The 16,246-nt window shown below is 29.3% G+C and carries 18 protein-coding genes; 7 read left to right on the plus strand and 11 right to left on the minus strand.

Annotated features, from left to right (window positions below; all coding sequences use genetic code 11):
- From AC2TEO_RS04780 to AC2TEO_RS04795, 4 genes are all read left to right on the plus strand, one after another.
- The gene (locus AC2TEO_RS04780; protein WP_442267017.1) at nucleotides 1-588 is read left to right on the plus strand and encodes a hypothetical protein; all 588 of its coding nucleotides are present in this window, start codon (nucleotides 1-3) and stop codon (nucleotides 586-588) included.
- A gap of 2 nt (nucleotides 589-590) precedes the next feature.
- Nucleotides 591-1,388: a phosphatidate cytidylyltransferase gene (locus AC2TEO_RS04785; RefSeq protein WP_442267018.1), complete on the plus strand. Its 798-nt coding sequence runs from the start codon at nucleotides 591-593 to the stop codon at nucleotides 1,386-1,388.
- A 1-nt stretch (nucleotide 1,389) separates the two neighbouring features.
- Nucleotides 1,390-1,650, plus strand: a complete 261-nt coding sequence (locus AC2TEO_RS04790) for an acyl-CoA-binding protein (RefSeq protein WP_442267019.1) — start codon at nucleotides 1,390-1,392, stop codon at nucleotides 1,648-1,650.
- Between the two features lie 76 nt (nucleotides 1,651-1,726).
- Nucleotides 1,727-2,356, plus strand: a complete 630-nt coding sequence (locus tag AC2TEO_RS04795) for a YceI family protein (RefSeq protein ID WP_442267020.1) — start codon at nucleotides 1,727-1,729, stop codon at nucleotides 2,354-2,356.
- Nucleotides 2,357-2,410: 54 nt separating this feature from the next.
- Here AC2TEO_RS04795 and AC2TEO_RS04800 read toward each other — a convergent pair whose 3' ends face one another.
- From AC2TEO_RS04800 to kynU, 11 genes are all read right to left on the minus strand, one after another.
- On the minus strand, nucleotides 2,411-3,499 hold the full coding sequence (locus AC2TEO_RS04800) for an amidohydrolase family protein (protein ID WP_442267021.1): 1,089 nt from the start codon (nucleotides 3,497-3,499) through the stop codon (nucleotides 2,411-2,413).
- A 37-nt stretch (nucleotides 3,500-3,536) separates the two neighbouring features.
- Nucleotides 3,537-4,064, minus strand: coding sequence for a 3-hydroxyanthranilate 3,4-dioxygenase (locus tag AC2TEO_RS04805; RefSeq protein ID WP_442267022.1), 528 nt, complete (start codon nucleotides 4,062-4,064; stop codon nucleotides 3,537-3,539).
- Between the two features lie 112 nt (nucleotides 4,065-4,176).
- The gene (locus tag AC2TEO_RS04810) at nucleotides 4,177-4,953 is read right to left on the minus strand and encodes an SDR family oxidoreductase (RefSeq protein ID WP_442267023.1); all 777 of its coding nucleotides are present in this window, start codon (nucleotides 4,951-4,953) and stop codon (nucleotides 4,177-4,179) included.
- A 9-nt stretch (nucleotides 4,954-4,962) separates the two neighbouring features.
- Nucleotides 4,963-6,402 carry an aldehyde dehydrogenase gene (locus AC2TEO_RS04815; RefSeq protein ID WP_442267024.1) on the minus strand — a complete coding sequence of 480 codons (1,440 nt, stop codon included), beginning with the start codon at nucleotides 6,400-6,402 and terminating at the stop codon, nucleotides 4,963-4,965.
- A complete protein-coding gene (locus tag AC2TEO_RS04820; RefSeq protein ID WP_442267025.1) occupies nucleotides 6,402-7,280 on the minus strand; it encodes a GIY-YIG nuclease family protein in 879 nt (292 codons plus the stop codon). Before AC2TEO_RS04820 ends, AC2TEO_RS04815 begins: the two co-directional genes overlap by 1 nt.
- A 5-nt stretch (nucleotides 7,281-7,285) precedes the next feature.
- A complete protein-coding gene (locus tag AC2TEO_RS04825) occupies nucleotides 7,286-7,687 on the minus strand; it encodes a RidA family protein (RefSeq protein WP_442267026.1) in 402 nt (133 codons plus the stop codon).
- A gap of 71 nt (nucleotides 7,688-7,758) precedes the next feature.
- Entirely contained in the window at nucleotides 7,759-8,283 is a 525-nt protein-coding gene (locus AC2TEO_RS04830) for a DUF1697 domain-containing protein (RefSeq protein WP_442267027.1), read from the minus strand.
- A 35-nt stretch (nucleotides 8,284-8,318) separates the two neighbouring features.
- Nucleotides 8,319-8,633 (minus strand): GIY-YIG nuclease family protein, encoded by a 315-nt coding sequence (locus AC2TEO_RS04835; protein WP_442267028.1) that lies wholly within the window; start codon nucleotides 8,631-8,633, stop codon nucleotides 8,319-8,321.
- Nucleotides 8,634-8,737: 104 nt separating this feature from the next.
- The gene (locus AC2TEO_RS04840) at nucleotides 8,738-10,150 is read right to left on the minus strand and encodes an FAD-dependent oxidoreductase (RefSeq protein WP_442267029.1); all 1,413 of its coding nucleotides are present in this window, start codon (nucleotides 10,148-10,150) and stop codon (nucleotides 8,738-8,740) included.
- Between the two features lie 32 nt (nucleotides 10,151-10,182).
- Nucleotides 10,183-10,716, minus strand: a complete 534-nt coding sequence (locus tag AC2TEO_RS04845) for a hypothetical protein (RefSeq protein ID WP_442267030.1) — start codon at nucleotides 10,714-10,716, stop codon at nucleotides 10,183-10,185.
- A 70-nt stretch (nucleotides 10,717-10,786) separates the two neighbouring features.
- A complete protein-coding gene (kynU, locus tag AC2TEO_RS04850; RefSeq protein ID WP_442267031.1) occupies nucleotides 10,787-12,046 on the minus strand; it encodes a kynureninase in 1,260 nt (419 codons plus the stop codon).
- Nucleotides 12,047-12,196: 150 nt separating this feature from the next.
- Between kynU and AC2TEO_RS04855 the strand changes: the two genes are divergently transcribed.
- From AC2TEO_RS04855 to AC2TEO_RS04865, 3 genes are all read left to right on the plus strand, one after another.
- Nucleotides 12,197-12,979 carry an IclR family transcriptional regulator gene (locus tag AC2TEO_RS04855; protein ID WP_442267032.1) on the plus strand — a complete coding sequence of 261 codons (783 nt, stop codon included), beginning with the start codon at nucleotides 12,197-12,199 and terminating at the stop codon, nucleotides 12,977-12,979.
- Nucleotides 12,980-13,194: 215 nt separating this feature from the next.
- Entirely contained in the window at nucleotides 13,195-14,631 is a 1,437-nt protein-coding gene (locus AC2TEO_RS04860; protein ID WP_442267033.1) for a hypothetical protein, read from the plus strand.
- A gap of 210 nt (nucleotides 14,632-14,841) precedes the next feature.
- Nucleotides 14,842-16,182, plus strand: coding sequence for a hypothetical protein (locus AC2TEO_RS04865; protein ID WP_442267034.1), 1,341 nt, complete (start codon nucleotides 14,842-14,844; stop codon nucleotides 16,180-16,182).
- The last annotated feature ends 64 nt before the right edge of the window (nucleotides 16,183-16,246 follow it).

The raw sequence follows: 16,246 nt of genomic DNA on the forward strand, positions 1-16,246 counted from the left end.
ATGAATTTTTTAAGAAAGTTATTTAATATAGATAAAGCTTCGTCTAATGATAAATTGATCAAAAAACAACCTGTCAATTTATCATTGGACGATTCTTTTGTACATTATTTTATTAATAAAGGCGGTAAATTTTTATATAGTACTAAAATTGAAGAAGTAATTCATAATTTAAAGCATATTATAGCTGAAAATAGATGGAGTGAAATTTCTTGCAATGATATAGACCTATTAAAACTAACTACCAATATTCCTGTAACTACAAACGAAAAGTTAACGAATACACTGCCTATTCTTACGAGTTGTGAGCATTTAATTGCTAATTCTGGAGAAATTTTATTCTCTTCGAATCAATTAGGTAGTCAAAAATTAGCACAACTCTCGAATGATTTCATTGTTTATGCTACTACTAGTCAATTAGTAAAAAACATTGGGGAAGGTCTTACAGGAATTAAGATGAATTTTAAAGGAAACATCCCTACAAATATAAGTTCAATAAAAAATTACTCTATAACAGATTCTAAAGATGATATCTTAGAATTCAATCGTAATTCAAAAAATTTATATTTATTATTATTTGAAGACTTGTAATTATGAGTAATTTCTTAACTAGAATTATTTCAGCAATTGTTTATGCTGTCCTTTTTATTTCCTGTATTATTTTTTCTAAAGAAAGTTATATACTATTAATAACAATCTTTGGTTCTATATGTATTTGGGAATTTTCTAAAATAATTAATACAAGAGAAATTTTAGGATTTATCCCTGTACTTTCTGGTATTGTATATTTAAAATACATAGATTATTTATCTGAAGATTTAAGTTTATATTTTTTAATTATTTCAGTAATTTATTTATTATACTTAACAGTAGATTTATATAATCAAAAAAACAAGACTAGAGGATTTTTAAACAGAATCTTTTTAACTCTTAACTATTTAATCATACCTTTTTTATTCTTGGCTTTTTTACCTTTTGAAGAAGATACTTATAAACCACAATTAATAGTTTTTGTTATTTTAATAATTTGGGCTAATGATAGTTTTGCTTATCTAATAGGAAAAAACTTCGGCAAAAGAAAACTATTTGAACGTATATCTCCAAAAAAAACAATTGAAGGTTTTTTCGGAGGTTTTCTTTTTTCTATTTTCACAGGTTTATTAATAGGTAAGTATACACAACTATTAAATTTAGCTAATTGGACTATAATAGCTGTTTTGGTTTCAATTTTTGGGACTTATGGTGATTTAGTAGAAAGTAAATTTAAAAGATTAGCAAACGTGAAAGACAGTGGTACAATTATGCCTGGACACGGTGGGCTTTTAGATCGTTTAGACAGCTTGTTTTTCCTTACTCCATTCGTATATTTGTATATACATTATTGTATATAATATGGCTTCTGATTTAGATAAACTTTTTGCTGATGCTTTTTCTAGAGCAAATAATACTCAAAAAAAATTTGCCCCAGATGTGCAATTGCGTCTATATGCCTATTATAAACAAGCTACAAAAGGTGATAATTTTTCTTTTAATAATGAAGAACACAATTTAAGAAATGCTTTTAAATTTAATGCTTGGATTCAATTAAAAGGAATGGATGAAAATGAAGCTAAGAGAAACTATATTAAATTAGTTAATTCAATTTTAAAATAAATTATAATTATTTTGAAATTAAATTTCATAAAATAAATAGTATTAATTTAACGCTTAATATAAAAATAAATCCAGAATGAATAAATTCCTAACCATTGTAAGTGTAGTTGCTCTTTCTTTACAACTTACATCTTGTAAATCTGAAACTAAAAAAGAAGAAAGTAAAGAAATTCCTGCTCCTATAGAAAAAACTGCTCCTTTTGCAATTAAAAACGCAGAAAACAGCATTAATTTCACAGCTTATAAAACTACAGACAAAGTTCCTGTAAAAGGGATGTTTAAGAAAATAGAAGTACTTAAAGGAGGAGAAGGTAATTCTGTTAAAGAAGCTATTAATGGAGCTGAATTTGAAATTCCAATTAGCAGTATAGAAACTAAAGATAACGGAAGAAATATTAAAATTAGAAAATTTTTCTTTGGAGTTATGGCTAACACTATTTCTTTAACTGGAAAATTATCTATTGAAAATGATAGTATCGGTAGTGCAGAATTCACAATGAATAATGTAACTGAAAAATTACCATTTACTTATACTATAAAAGATAAAGTTTTCTCAATGTCTGCAATTATGGATATTGAAAAATGGAATGCAAAGAACGCTGTAGATTCATTAAATATAGCCTGTAAAGATTTACACAAAGGAGCTGATGGAGTTTCTAAAACATGGAGCGAAGTAGCAATTAATGTAACATCTACATTCAAATAAGCTATTATAGCCACTACTGTACAATATAAAAGCCTCAAAAATCTGAGGCTTTTTTTATGCTAATATTTTATTTACTAACTCTTGTTTTTTAGTTTCATTATCTCCAAACAACCATTGTAAAACATTACATTGCCACATTTGATCTCTATCTTCTTCTGAAATAATTTCTCTATCTATTGCCAAATCTAAAATCTTACCTGGATAAGAAGATTGTTTATCACTTTCCATTTCTCCAAGTGGATAAGGATCATCTAAACCTATTAACACTTGATTAACACCCTGATTTTTAATTAATAACTCTAAAGAACCAGTATCATGAACTAAAGTGTCAAAGAAAATATTTTTATGCCCTACAGCCTTTCTTGGATGTTGTTTCCCTTCAAACAAATCTGGTCTACCATCAAAACCTTGTATTCTTCTTCCTAGATTCATTTGAGCTAACTGACCTCCATGAGCAAAACATATTCTCATATTGGGATATTTTTCATAATAACCATTTAAGGTTAAAAAGTGATATGCATCTGCACACTGAGCTAACATCCAAATTAAATGAAAGCGCCAACTCGTATTTTCTAACTTAATAAACTTTTCTCCATCATAAGGATGTATCTCTACAGCTAAATTATATTTATCAGCCAATTCGAATATTGGTTCATTTTCATCGTCAAAAATACAACGCCAAGTTCCAATCGTATCCATATAGTGAGTTGGCAAACATAATAGGTTCATTCCTAACTGTTCTACACAGCGTTCTATTTCCCAACAAGCTCCCCTTACGAAACCAGGATGAACAACAAATCCACAAGTAAACTTACTAGGATGATCTTGTTGTACTTTTGCATTAAAATCATTTTGAAAACGTAAAGCTTGTTTCATTTCTTCTAATCGTAAACCATTTCCATATAACTGAGATAGATTTAAAACTACAGCATGATCTATTTTAAAATGATCCATCCATGCTAATTTTTCGTTCAGAAAGAAACTAGAATCAGTTACTGGTCGCTTCCAGTTTTTTTGGAGCATGAATTTTTTATCTTTATCTACCCAAAAAATCCCTTTGTCTTTCATAAATTGAGGAATTTCTTCAGGGTAAGGAAGCAAATGAGAGTGTCCGTTAATTCTTAGTTTTCGTTTAGCTTGCATTAAATTCTTTTAAAGTTTCTATTTTTTCTCTTAGTAATTAACCTTTTTTCTTTGGTGCTTCCATTACAGTTCCACAATTAGAACAAGTACATTTTTCTTTATCTGAATAATACTTATCGAATATAATTGGCATATCTGTTTCAATATTATCTAAAGCAAATTCTTCTCTATATAGTGGTGTACTACAATTTTCACAATACCATTCTAAAGCATCTAACATCCCTTCAGATCTTGGATATTCAATAACTAAACCTACAGTGTTCTCTTTACGTTGAGGAGAATGTGGAACTTTAGCAGGTAATAAATAAATGTCTCCTTCTTTAATTTCAACATCTACCATTTCTCCTTTATCATCGATAATTTTTAGCACCATATCTCCTTCTACTTGATAGAAAAATTCTGGTGTTTCATTATAATGATAATCTTTTCTATTGTTTGGTCCTCCAACTACCATTACAATATACTCTCCATTATCCCAAACCTGCTTATTTCCTACAGGTGGTTTTAGCAAATGACGATGTTCATCAATCCATTTTTTAAAATTTAAGGGCTGTACTAAGTTCATTTTGTTTTGTATTGAGTTATAAATTTAAATAAAAAGTAATAAGAAATTAGATAAAGAAATAAAATCAACTTTTAGCTATAAAACAATAAAGTTCAATTTTAAACTTTACAGATTATAATGATTTTGTTCTTCCACCATCCACAGGAATGTTGACTCCATTAATATAACTAGCCCGATCACTTGCTAAAAAAACGATTGCATTTGCAACTTCTTCAGGTTGGGCAAAGCGTTTAGCAGGTGCTGCATTTTTCATTGTTTCTATAACCTCATCTATAGATTTACCAGTTTTCTTCGCTTTATTATTTATAATTTCGTTTAATCGTTCTGTTGCTGTAGCTCCAGGTAACACATTGTTTACTGTGATTCCAAACTGACCTAATTCATTAGCCATAGTTTTCGACCAATTTGCTACAGCTCCACGGATGGTATTAGAAACCCCCAAGCCATCTAAAGGTTGTTTTACAGAAGTAGAGATCACATTAATCACTCTTCCGTAACCTTGTTCTTTCATAAAAGGAACTACAGCTTGAACTAACACATGATTACACTTTAAATGCATTGTAAATGCGCGTTCAAACTCATCGATCTGTGCATTAAAAACTGGTCCGCCTGCAGGTCCACCTGTGTTGTTAATTAGAATATGAAAATTTAAAGATGAAGCTTCTATTTTCTCTTTTAATTCTTGTGGATTTGAAAAATCAGCTACAATATAATTATGCTGCAACTCTTGATTTGGTAGTTCTGCTAAAACTTTTTTTAGTTTCTCTTCATTACGTGCTACTAAAGTTACACTAACACCTTCTTCGGCTAAAGCAACCGCAGATGCTTTTCCAATTCCTTGAGTACTACCACAAACTAAGGCGTTTTTATTTTGAATTCTTAAATCCATTTTAGTTATTTAATATTTTATACATATGTTTTTGGGTTCGGTAAAAAAACGTAATGCTTCAAAACCTCCTTCTCTCCCTACTCCACTTGCTTTTGCACCTCCAAACGGAGTTCTTAGATCACGAAGTAACCAAGTATTTACCCAAACAATTCCTGCTTGTAATTCTTGAGTCATTCGCATCGTTCTATTTAAATTATTTGTCCATAATGTAGCAGATAAACCGTAACTTACGTCATTTGCATATTCTAATACTTCTTCCTCTGATTTGAAAGACATAATTGTAACTACGGGACCAAATATTTCTTCTTGATTTAATTTACATGAGTTATCCTGAATTTCAATTACAGTAGGTTGTAAATAATATCCATTTTCACTGCCTTTTACAGTTACTGTTTCTCCTCCAAATAAAATCTTTCCACCTTCTTCTTCGGTAATATCTATATACGATTTTACTTTTTCTAAATGTGGCTTAGAAACTAAAGCTCCGAGATTTGTATCAGCATCAAACGGATTACCAACTTTGAGTTTTGAAACTTTATCTATAAAATCCTTTTTAAACTTTTCATAGATCTTTTCTTCTACAAAAATTCTACTTCCACATAGACAAATCTGACCTTGATTGGCAAAAGATGACTTTACTGTTGTCGTTAACATTTCATCATAATCAGCATCTGCAAAAATGATATTTGGATTTTTCCCTCCTAACTCTAACGACAATTTCTTAAACATTGGTGCTGCTGTTCTTGCAATGTGAGCTCCTGTTGTAGTTCCTCCTGTAAAAGAAATTGCTTTAATATTCTTATGTTCAACAATAGCCTGACCAGTAGTTTGTCCTAATCCATGTACAATATTTAACACACCTTTTGGCAAACCTGCTTCATTACAAATTTCACCTAATAAATAAGCAGTCATTGGTGTAACTTCACTTGGTTTGGCAACCACACAATTTCCAGCAGCAATTGCAGGAGCAATTTTCCAGGTAAATAAGTACAAAGGTAAATTCCATGGAGAAATACAACCTACTACTCCGATTGGATGGCGTAACGTAAAATTCATTGCATTTAAACCAACACTTTCATGAGCTTCAGAAGGAAACTGTGTTATAGCATTAGCAAAAAAACGAAAATTAGATGATGCTCTTGGAATATCAATAGCCTTAGCCAAACTCAGTGGTTTCCCATTATCTTTAGCTTCTGCTTCTGCTAAAAAATCGAGCTTTTCAGTTATTAAATCTGCTATTTTAAGTAATACACAACTTCGTTCTTCTAAAGTAGTTTTAGACCAATTAGGAAAAGCTTCTTTAGCTGCTTTATAAGCTAATTCAATATCTTCTTTAGAAGAATTTGGTATTTGTCCATATACTTCTCCAACAGAAGGATTAAAATTATCAATATAATTTCCATCAACTGGATTTATAAATTCTCCGTTTATGTAGTTTTTTATATACATTATCTTATCAAACTTTCTTCTAAAGATTTTAAAGATCTACCTTTTATATCTTTCCAACTTTGAGGACCACTTCTACTAGTTCCTGCTACAAGAGCTGCTGCATAAGACGGTGAACTTAAAACTATATCTTTAGTTAAAATTAGTTTATCTTTCATTTCAACTAACAAACTATCATCGATATACTTCTTTCTAAGTTCTTTAATCTTACCAGGAATACTTTGGGTTGTTTTTAATGAAACTTCAGAATCTTTAATTAAAATAAAACCTTCATCACTTAATTTGCCAAATGCTTTCAATTCATTAACATTAAAATATAGTTTTTTACCTATTAAAGTATCTAAATCTTCTTTTACATCATACTTTAAGCTAGAATTATTTATTGGTTCCAAAAACTTATGCCCTAAAGTACCTAAGACAATTTTAGTATTGTAAATAAATTCTTCCATAGCATCTTTATCTGCTCGAGGCAATGATGATTCTACTGGATTATTTCCATTTTCTAAACTATATCTATCAGCTTCTTTAACTAAAATACTTATTCTAGATTCTAAATATTTGATATGAGATTTTGTGAGGTTTTCATCTTTACTTGTCAAAATAACAACTTCATTCCAGAACTCTTTTTTTCTATCATGATCGATAAGTCTTTTAAAAACATTCTCAGACTCACCAATATAAACTCTATTGCTTTCATCTGACGAATCTTTTTCAATTAACAAATAAACACCTGGTCTTTGTGATTCATTCCATTGTTTCAATTCAGAAAACCTACTTCTCGGACAAGCAATGGCTTGTCCAGACCAATTTGCTATTTCTACATGTCTTAAACCTGTAGGAGATCCATCTGATAAATATATTCTAATACTTTTCCCAAACATATTAATTAACTTCTCAAATATGCTGTTACTTTAATTTCTACTACTAAATCTGGATGTGGTAATTGATGAACAGCAACTGTAGTTCTTGTTGGTCCGGTTTGCTTATCGAAAAACTCTCCATAGGCTTTATTATAACCTGCAAAATCATTCATACTTACTAAGAAAGTAGTGACATCTACAACATCTTTTAAACTTGCTCCAACCGTTTGTAAGTTTCTATCAATATTTTTTAAAACTTCTCTAGTTTGAACTTCAATATCTATTTTTTTAGTATTCATTTCGTCAATAAGTTCAACTCCAGCAATTGTATTGTCTGGTCTTCTAGAACTTGTTCCTGAAACAAATATAAAATCTCCTACTACTTTTACATGTGGATATGCTCCTCTTGGCGTTACTTTTTTTTCCATTTTTTATTTCTTCATTATGAGATTCTGAAATACCGAAAATATATTCAACTCTGGTTAATTCAGAATAACATTTAATTAATCTCTTTTGCTAATGTTAATAGCTTTAAGGTTGTTTTTAAATTCCTTGTGGTTGCTATTACATTCAGTTTCTTTTCAAACAAATTATTCGTCAATTTTGTTTTTCCATAACCTCCGACTGCATTTACATATGTGACATCATCAATTACTTCATAAGTATCAGCTTTCGCATCAATAGCAAAACTTTTAATTTCAGGAATTGCCGATAAAAATGTAAAATATTGTTGTTTTTCTTCTACTTCTGAATACGGATTATTAGCTATTGCTTTTTCCCATTGAGAAACTGTTTTAGCTAACACCGGAACATCGTAACCGAATGTTTTTGCTATTCCTTCTTTGATTGTATTTTCGACTTCTAAAGTTTCTTTCGAAGATTTTAAAACAATATTTCCGCTTTGGATATACGTTTTTACTTCAGAAAATTCTAAACCTTCAAGCATAACTCGTAATTCTTGCATAGGAAGTTTATTTTTTCCTGAAACGTTTATTCCTCTGAGTATAATAATGTATGTTTTCATTTATTCTTTGTCAGGTCGAGCGCAGTCGAGACCTATTATTTCAAATTGTATTTTGAATGAGTTGCATTTCTACATTCTGATAAGATTTTTAACATATCAAAATCTCCATTAGCTAAAGCTAACTTTTTCTTTGAACTCCATTTCTTTATTTTCTTTTCAAAAAATATAGCCTGTTCAACATCATTAAAAACTTGGTTAAAAATTAATTCAACTGGTCTTTTTTTATAGGTAAAACAGTTTTTATTAATGCCGTTTTCATGTTCTTCAAATCTTCTTTGAATATTATTCTTTAAACCTACGTATAATAAGCTGTCTGAACATTTTAACATATAAACATAATATTTTTTCATAATAACCTCTCGACTTACTTCGTAAGCTATCTTCGTTTAAAAGATTTTAACTCAATAATGCTCGAGGTGACATTTAGTTTATTTTTACTATATATCTGGAACTACTATTTCAATCCAGCAATTTTATCTTCAGCAAGAATCTCTTTTGTTTCGTGATTTACTTTATTCAATACGATTTCTAATTCTTGTGTAGACATATTTTCTGAAGTTGAAACCTCAGCATCAGCAATTAAATTTAATAACGCTTTATCTTGTGCTCGTCCTTTTTTCATTGCTTCGTTGTAACCAATATCTTCATTAAAAGTTACCATAGAATATTTTGAATAATACGATTCTGGAAACTTTTCTTCTAAATCCATCTCTAATTTACGTTTTTGTTTGAATAATGGATTTGCAACATGATCTCGCATTTCGTAGTAATTGTCGACAGCCAAATCAGCAATTGCATCAGTATCTCTTTTACGTTCTTGTTGATACGTTTTAAACACTTGCTCCCAATCACCTTCGAATCGTTCTAAAACACCATCAAAAACAGCCACATCTTCAAAAGAAGCATTCATTCCTTGTCCGTAAAAAGGCACAATTGCATGAGCTGCATCACCGATTAATAATGTTTTGTTCTTATACATCCAAGGTGAACATTTTACTGTTCCTAGAGATCCTGTTGGATTATTGAAAAATTCGTCTTTTATGTTTGGAATTAAAGCTAATGCATCTGGGAATTGAGTTTCAAAGAAATGTGTAACTTCTTCTTCTGTAGTTAAGTTTTCGAAATTAAACTTTCCTTCTTCATAACTTAAAAACAAGGTTACTGTAAAACTTCCATCTAAATTTGGCAACGCAATTAGCATATATTCACCTCTTGGCCAAATATGTAAATGATCTTTACTGATTTGATGATTGCCTAATTTATCTGCTGGAATTTCTAACTCTTTATATCCATGTGTTAAATAATCTTGACTATAACTGAATAGAAATTTACGTTCTAAATAATAACTTTTTCGAAGTATTGATCCTGCTCCATCTGCTCCAAAAATAATATCTGGATTAACAGAAAATTCTTCATCAGTTTCATAACTTTTGAAATGAGCTACAGTATTTTCTATATCTATTCCTGTACACTTAGCATTGAAATGTATGTTTACATTTTCGTGTTTTTCTGCTTCATCAAGTAATAAAGCATTTAAATCTTGACGCGAAACTGAGTTTATATATTCTCCTGCTCTTCCTGAATAGTTAGAGGCAAAAGTATTTCCTTCAATATCATGAATTAAACGCCCATACATTGGAATACATAATGCTTTCGCCTGTTCTTCAACACCAGCTAATCGTAATGATTTTAATCCTCTATCAGATAAAGCTAAGTTAATTGATCGGCCTGCAGAAATATCTACTTTTCGTAAATCTGGTCTGCTTTCGTATACTTCTATTTTATATCCTCGTTGCGCTAAACGTAAAGCTAATAAACTTCCACATAAACCAGCTCCAACGATTAATATTTTGTCTTGTTTCGTCATGAGTAATTAATTTTTAACGAATCTGTATTTTTTTAAAAAACCTTTTCTTCAAGATATAATTGACTATTTAAAATTGATTCATAATACATATGAAAGGCTACATAAATACTTAATAACTCTTTATCTTCTTTTAACATTCTTGTAATTAAATCTTCATGTAATAAACTTTTAGCAACAATTGCACTTGAAATGTTTACCTCTTTATCATTTAACACTATAAAAAAGTCTTTAAATATTTCTGTTTTAGCTACACTTTCTAGACAAGAAAGATAATTTCCTTTTGCAATTTCATAATCTTCCTGTTTTAGTATTAATTGATCTGTTTTATTAATAGTCCAAAAGCTATCTATCTTATTTAATTTTCTCAATTTATCTATAAATTGCACCGCTTTAGCATTAGATTCTAACATTACTAAACTATCTGATGCAATTGTTAAATCTTCAAGATATACTTTATAGTTTTGCGCTAAATTCTTTTTTGAATAAAATTTCACTAAAGCTTCCTCAAAAATTATTTTCCCTTCATATAGAAGTTCTACTTCATTTTCATCTAAACATTGTTTCAAGTTTTCTTTACTTTTATTTGAACAACTAAATAGAAAAATTAAGATTGTAATACATATAAGACGCTCCATTTTACAATAAGCTTTTTAAAATCTCGACCATTCTAAATACATCTTCAAAACTGTTATACATTGGCACTGGTGCACAACGAATAACATCTGGCTCTCTCCAATCGGTGATAATATGATGATCTGTTAATTTTTGATGTAAACTTTTATCTGCATGTTGTACTTGAATTGATAATTGACAACCTCTTTCTTTTGGATTAGAAGGTGTTATGATTTTAATTCTATCAGTATCAATTTGATTAATCAAATACTCAAAATATCCGGTAAGCTTTTCTGACTTTTCTCGTAGTGCATCCATTCCTACAGTATCAAATAAATCTAAAGACGAACGAATTGCTGCCATTGATAAAATTGGCGGATTTGATAATTGCCAACCTTCTGCACCAGACATTACATCAAACGGTTGGCGCATATTGAAACGTGTATCCTTATTATGATTCCACCAACCTGCGAATCTTGGTAAATCTCTGTTATGCGCATGTTTTTCATGAACAAATAATCCTGATAAACTTCCTGGTCCAGAATTTAGATATTTATAAGTACACCAAGCGGCAAAATCTACTCCGCTATCATGTAAATTAGGTTGAACATTTCCTGCTCCATGAGCCAAATCGATTCCAACAATACAGTTCTTAGCATGACCAATTTCTGCAATACGTTTAATATCTAAATATTGACCTGTATAATAATTTACGCCGCCGATTAATAGTAACGCAATTTCATCTCCTTGTTCTTCAACTATAGTTTCTAAATCTTCTATTCTCAATAACTCTTCACCAGCTCTTGGTTTCCATTCTACCAATCCGTTTTCAATATCGAAACCATGAAATTTTAATTGTGATTGTACTGCATATCTATCAGAAGGAAAAGCATCACTTTCAATGACAATCTTATACTTTTGCTTGGTTGGTTGATAAAACGAAACCATTAACAAGTGTAAGTTTGTTGTTAACGTATTCATAACTACAACTTCCAATGGTTTAGCACCAACAATCTTTGCCATTTTTTCTGTTAGAAACTCATGATAAGGCAACCATGGCGTTTCTCCTTCAAAATGGCCCTCTACTCCATATTTTGCCCAATCATCTAATTCCTGCTGAATGTATTTTTGTGTTTGTTTTGGTTGTAATCCTAGTGAGTTTCCTGTAAAGTATAACCAGTCATTTCCTTTATCATCTTTAGGAATATGGAACTGGTTTCTTAAATATGAAAGTTCATCTTCTTTATCTTGTTGTATAGCGTATTCTAACGTGTTTTTATACATATTTAATTTCTTTTTACACTTATAAAAAAAGTTTTAAGAACATCTTTTTATTTGAATAATTAAAAAATAAGTGTTTCACTAAATAAAACGGTGTTTTATAAATTTAACACTTTTTTATTATTTTAGCAAATGAATAAAAATTACTTTCTTTTGAATAATCAGAATAATGATAAAAAATTAAATCAATCTATCATTAAAGCATTTGTTTTACTTGATGCATTCTCTCATGAAAAACACACATGGGGAGTTAGAGAATTAGCACAAAAAACTGGTTACAACAAGAGTACAGTTTATAGATTACTACATACTCTTAATTCTTTAAATATTGTTTATCAGAATTCTAATGAAAAATATAGTTTAGGAAGTAAACTATTTGAGCTAGGCAATCGTGTATCTTTATATAAAACATTAATTAAATTAACCAATACAGCTATTAAGAAAGTAGCATTAGATATTCAAGAAACTGTTTTATTAAGTATAATTAAAGAATATCAAGTTTTTCATATAAATAAAGCTGATAGTTTACATGGTTTAAAAATTAATACTTCTATTGGTTCTTATCAACCTATTCATGCTACAGCCTCCGGAAAACTTTTACTTGCATATTTACCTGTAAATGAACAAGAAGAAATATTAAGTAATATCGATTTAAAACCTCATAACGATAATACCATAACCAACATAAGTAATTTTAAAAAAGAATTAAAGCTTATTAAAAATCAAGGATATTCTTTAGACATGGAAGAACTTGAATTTGGACTTGTATGTATTGCTATTCCCATTAAAAATAAAACAGGAACTGTTATAGCTTCATTAAGTGCTTCAGGACCTTTAAGTAGATTTAAAGTTGAAAATATTACTCAATATATTAACATTTTACAAAAAGGAGTTCTTGAAATTGAAAACGAATTAAGTGACTTTAACGATTTATAGAATATAACTAAACTTTATATTTTTCAGTTTTATTTTGAATTTTACTATAAATTTAAAATATTAACTACTCCTATTTCATTAAAAACAAACATACTTCATAGCTTAAAACTACACTTTCATACCTTTCTTTTATATTCTTAAGCTTTTTATAATAGCTTCAAATTGCTTTTTCAATAACTTTAAAACCATTATAAACTAACTAATATTAAATAATTATGAAGCTTCTTAAATTAATTTTCACTTTTTTAATTGGTGTATTATCAATTATATCCTGTAAAAAAGAAAAAAAAGAAATAAAGAAAATTGAAAAAGAGATAGTAACGTACATTAAAAACGAAATTGAAGATTTATGTACAGCAAAATCATCGTGGTTTACTATTGATCCAACTACAGGAAAAAGAAAAACCAAAGCTCCAGAAGAAGGGCAATCTAGTGTTTTTGGTAACAATAAAACGGTTTCAAATTGTGATTTTCATCAATGGTCTTGGCAAAAATTTCTTTGGTTAACAAATGACATCAACGGAAAACCCTTGTTTATGAGAGAATTAACTCAAGTTGATAGTCATAATGTACCTGTAACTCAACCTGAAGGTCAGGATAAAATTATTCTTACAGCTCAAGAAAACCTTCAAGCAACAGGCGATATTCTTAAATCAAATAAGGCTTTTAGTACAGACAACACAAGTTATGATGTTTATTATTCTATTCATGTAAATGATACATTATACAAAAACATTGAACATTATGCTAAAATGGAAGCCAGTAAGTATGTTGATGCAACTTTCCCTGTAAGCTCATTAGAATTAAAGGTTGCTTGGGTTGATGCAAAAGCTATTAAAGATACAAGTTCTTATTTCTTAACAGATGCTGTAATTAATGGTAACGATACACAAATAGCTTTGTTAGGTATGCATGTAGTTGGTGTTGTATACAATCACCCAGAATTTATTTGGGCTACTTTTGAACATGATGATTTAGCACCTTATTATGATTGGAAAGCAACCACTACATCTGATGTACCAGTTACATCTGCCACGAATAAATTATTTTTCAACAAAGATGCAACAGGAACAATTGATAATCTTGCTAGTCATTTTAATGACCCTTCCAAAGATAATCCAAATGTTTTTGCAGTTAACAAATATGGAGTACCTCGTCAAGCAGGAAATACTTTTTTAGCTACAAGTCAAGATGGAAAACAAAACTTTGATAATATTGAAATTATTAATGAAAGCGTAAAACTTCAATTAAAAGATGTTTGGAATAATTATTTTTATAATGGTTCAATTTGGATTGATACCGAAGGATACAAATACCCTACTGAACAAGCTAAATTATTAAATACTTTAGGAAATAATTTAAGTAATTCTGCTCCTGGCAAATTAACTCGTGGATCGGTTGCAGCATATAATATTACAATGGAAACATATGAGCAATTAGGCTTTGTTCCACCAAAAGCTATACACGAACAATCTGTTAAGACAATGGGGAATTGTTTTTCTTGTCATAGTAGTAATGGATCTAGCGGTTCTCCTTTAAATATAAGTCATATTTTTAATGGTGCTGTTGATCGTAACAACAAGTTATCTAAAAAACAAACAAAACAAAAACACTTAAATGAAATACTAAATATTGTCAAGAAAATGAAATAATTTTCAATTAAAAAGTTTAACCAAACTTTATATTTACTACTACTAAAACCTTGTTGATAAATGCTTCAACAAGGTTTATTTTTTTTTAAAACTCTTATTATACAAAAACACTCTTTGATGAATCTTTTAACTACACTTGTGCATTTTTATATCAAAAGTAAATAAAGCATTTGTAATTTTAATGTAATAAATAACCAACAAAATCGAGTCATGAAATCAATAAAACTAATCACTTTAATTACTTGTATGATTGTATTTGTATCATGCAATAATGAAAAAAAGAAAGAAGAAAAGAAATACACAAAAGTTTCTAATAACTATGGATATCCAATGGACTCTATAACTATTAATAAATGGATTACTTCTAATGATCTTAAAGCTATGTATAAACATAGTTGGTATATTTGGAAACATTTAACTACGAGTGTAGAGGATAATAAATTAAGATATCAAACGTGGTCTAGTCCTTCTCAAATTGTTGACAAACTAAATAGTTCATCTAAAAAAAATAAAACTGAAACTCTCTTTGAAAAACCTCATCAATTTACACACCATAACCCTGAATTTGTTACCGATGATTTAAGCATTGTTGTTACCGTAGGTTATAACGAGGCTTCTGAAAAATTTGCTCTTGATAATAAAATATTTTATTTATCTAGTTTACAAAAAATGCAAAAAGATCCTTATAGTAAAATTCCAGATTTTCCTTCGGATGCAATAAACATTAAACCTGTATATAAAATTATAACGGAAGATAAAATATACGATGGTATGTATACAATGTCAGCATGGAATGGTCCAAAATCATATGATGATGGTTATCCTCAAAGTAAATGGAAATCTTGTATTCACATAAATTTAAACGAAAAGAAAAACAATCCAAATGGCCGTTTAGACTACAACTGTAACAATATTAATGAAAACAACACATTTTACTTAGATGATTTTATACATTTTAAAATTTCAAAAAAACAAGCAGAATCTTATAATCAACAAATAAACAATGCTGATATAAAAGCTAAAGAAGGAGATATTGCTCTTTTAGTGGCAATGCATGTTACTACAAAAGAAATTAAACGTTGGACATGGCAAACCTATTGGTGGTCACCTACACCTTTAAATCCAAGAAATCCTAGCTCTAATGCAATTGCTTCTTCTAAAAAAGGAATTAAACTTAAAGGTGCAGCTACGCATTACGCTATGGCTGTTGCTTATTCTATGATAACACCTAGCCAACCATACATTAATGGTAAAAATGAAGGAAACCCTTTAATTGCTTTCAATCCATACCTAGAATCTCATTTTGGGAGATTTGGATCTGACAGTTATGTTATAAATAATGGCAATAAAATAAACACGAATTTAGGTGTACATTCTAACTGTATGTCATGCCATATGGTTGCAGCTATCGACACCAAAAAAGGCTCAAGCTTTAACGGACCTAGTTACCAAGGAGACAAATACACAAGTTATAAAGATCCAGTATTAAAAAATAGATTAATGCTAGACTTTGCTTGGTCTATTCAAGGGAATTTACAAAAATCTAAATAACAATTATTCTATTACAATTAAAAAGCCTTGTTAAAAACAAGGCTTTCGTTTTTTAAATTTATTT

Source organism: Tenacibaculum aquaeponti (genome assembly GCF_057221555.1).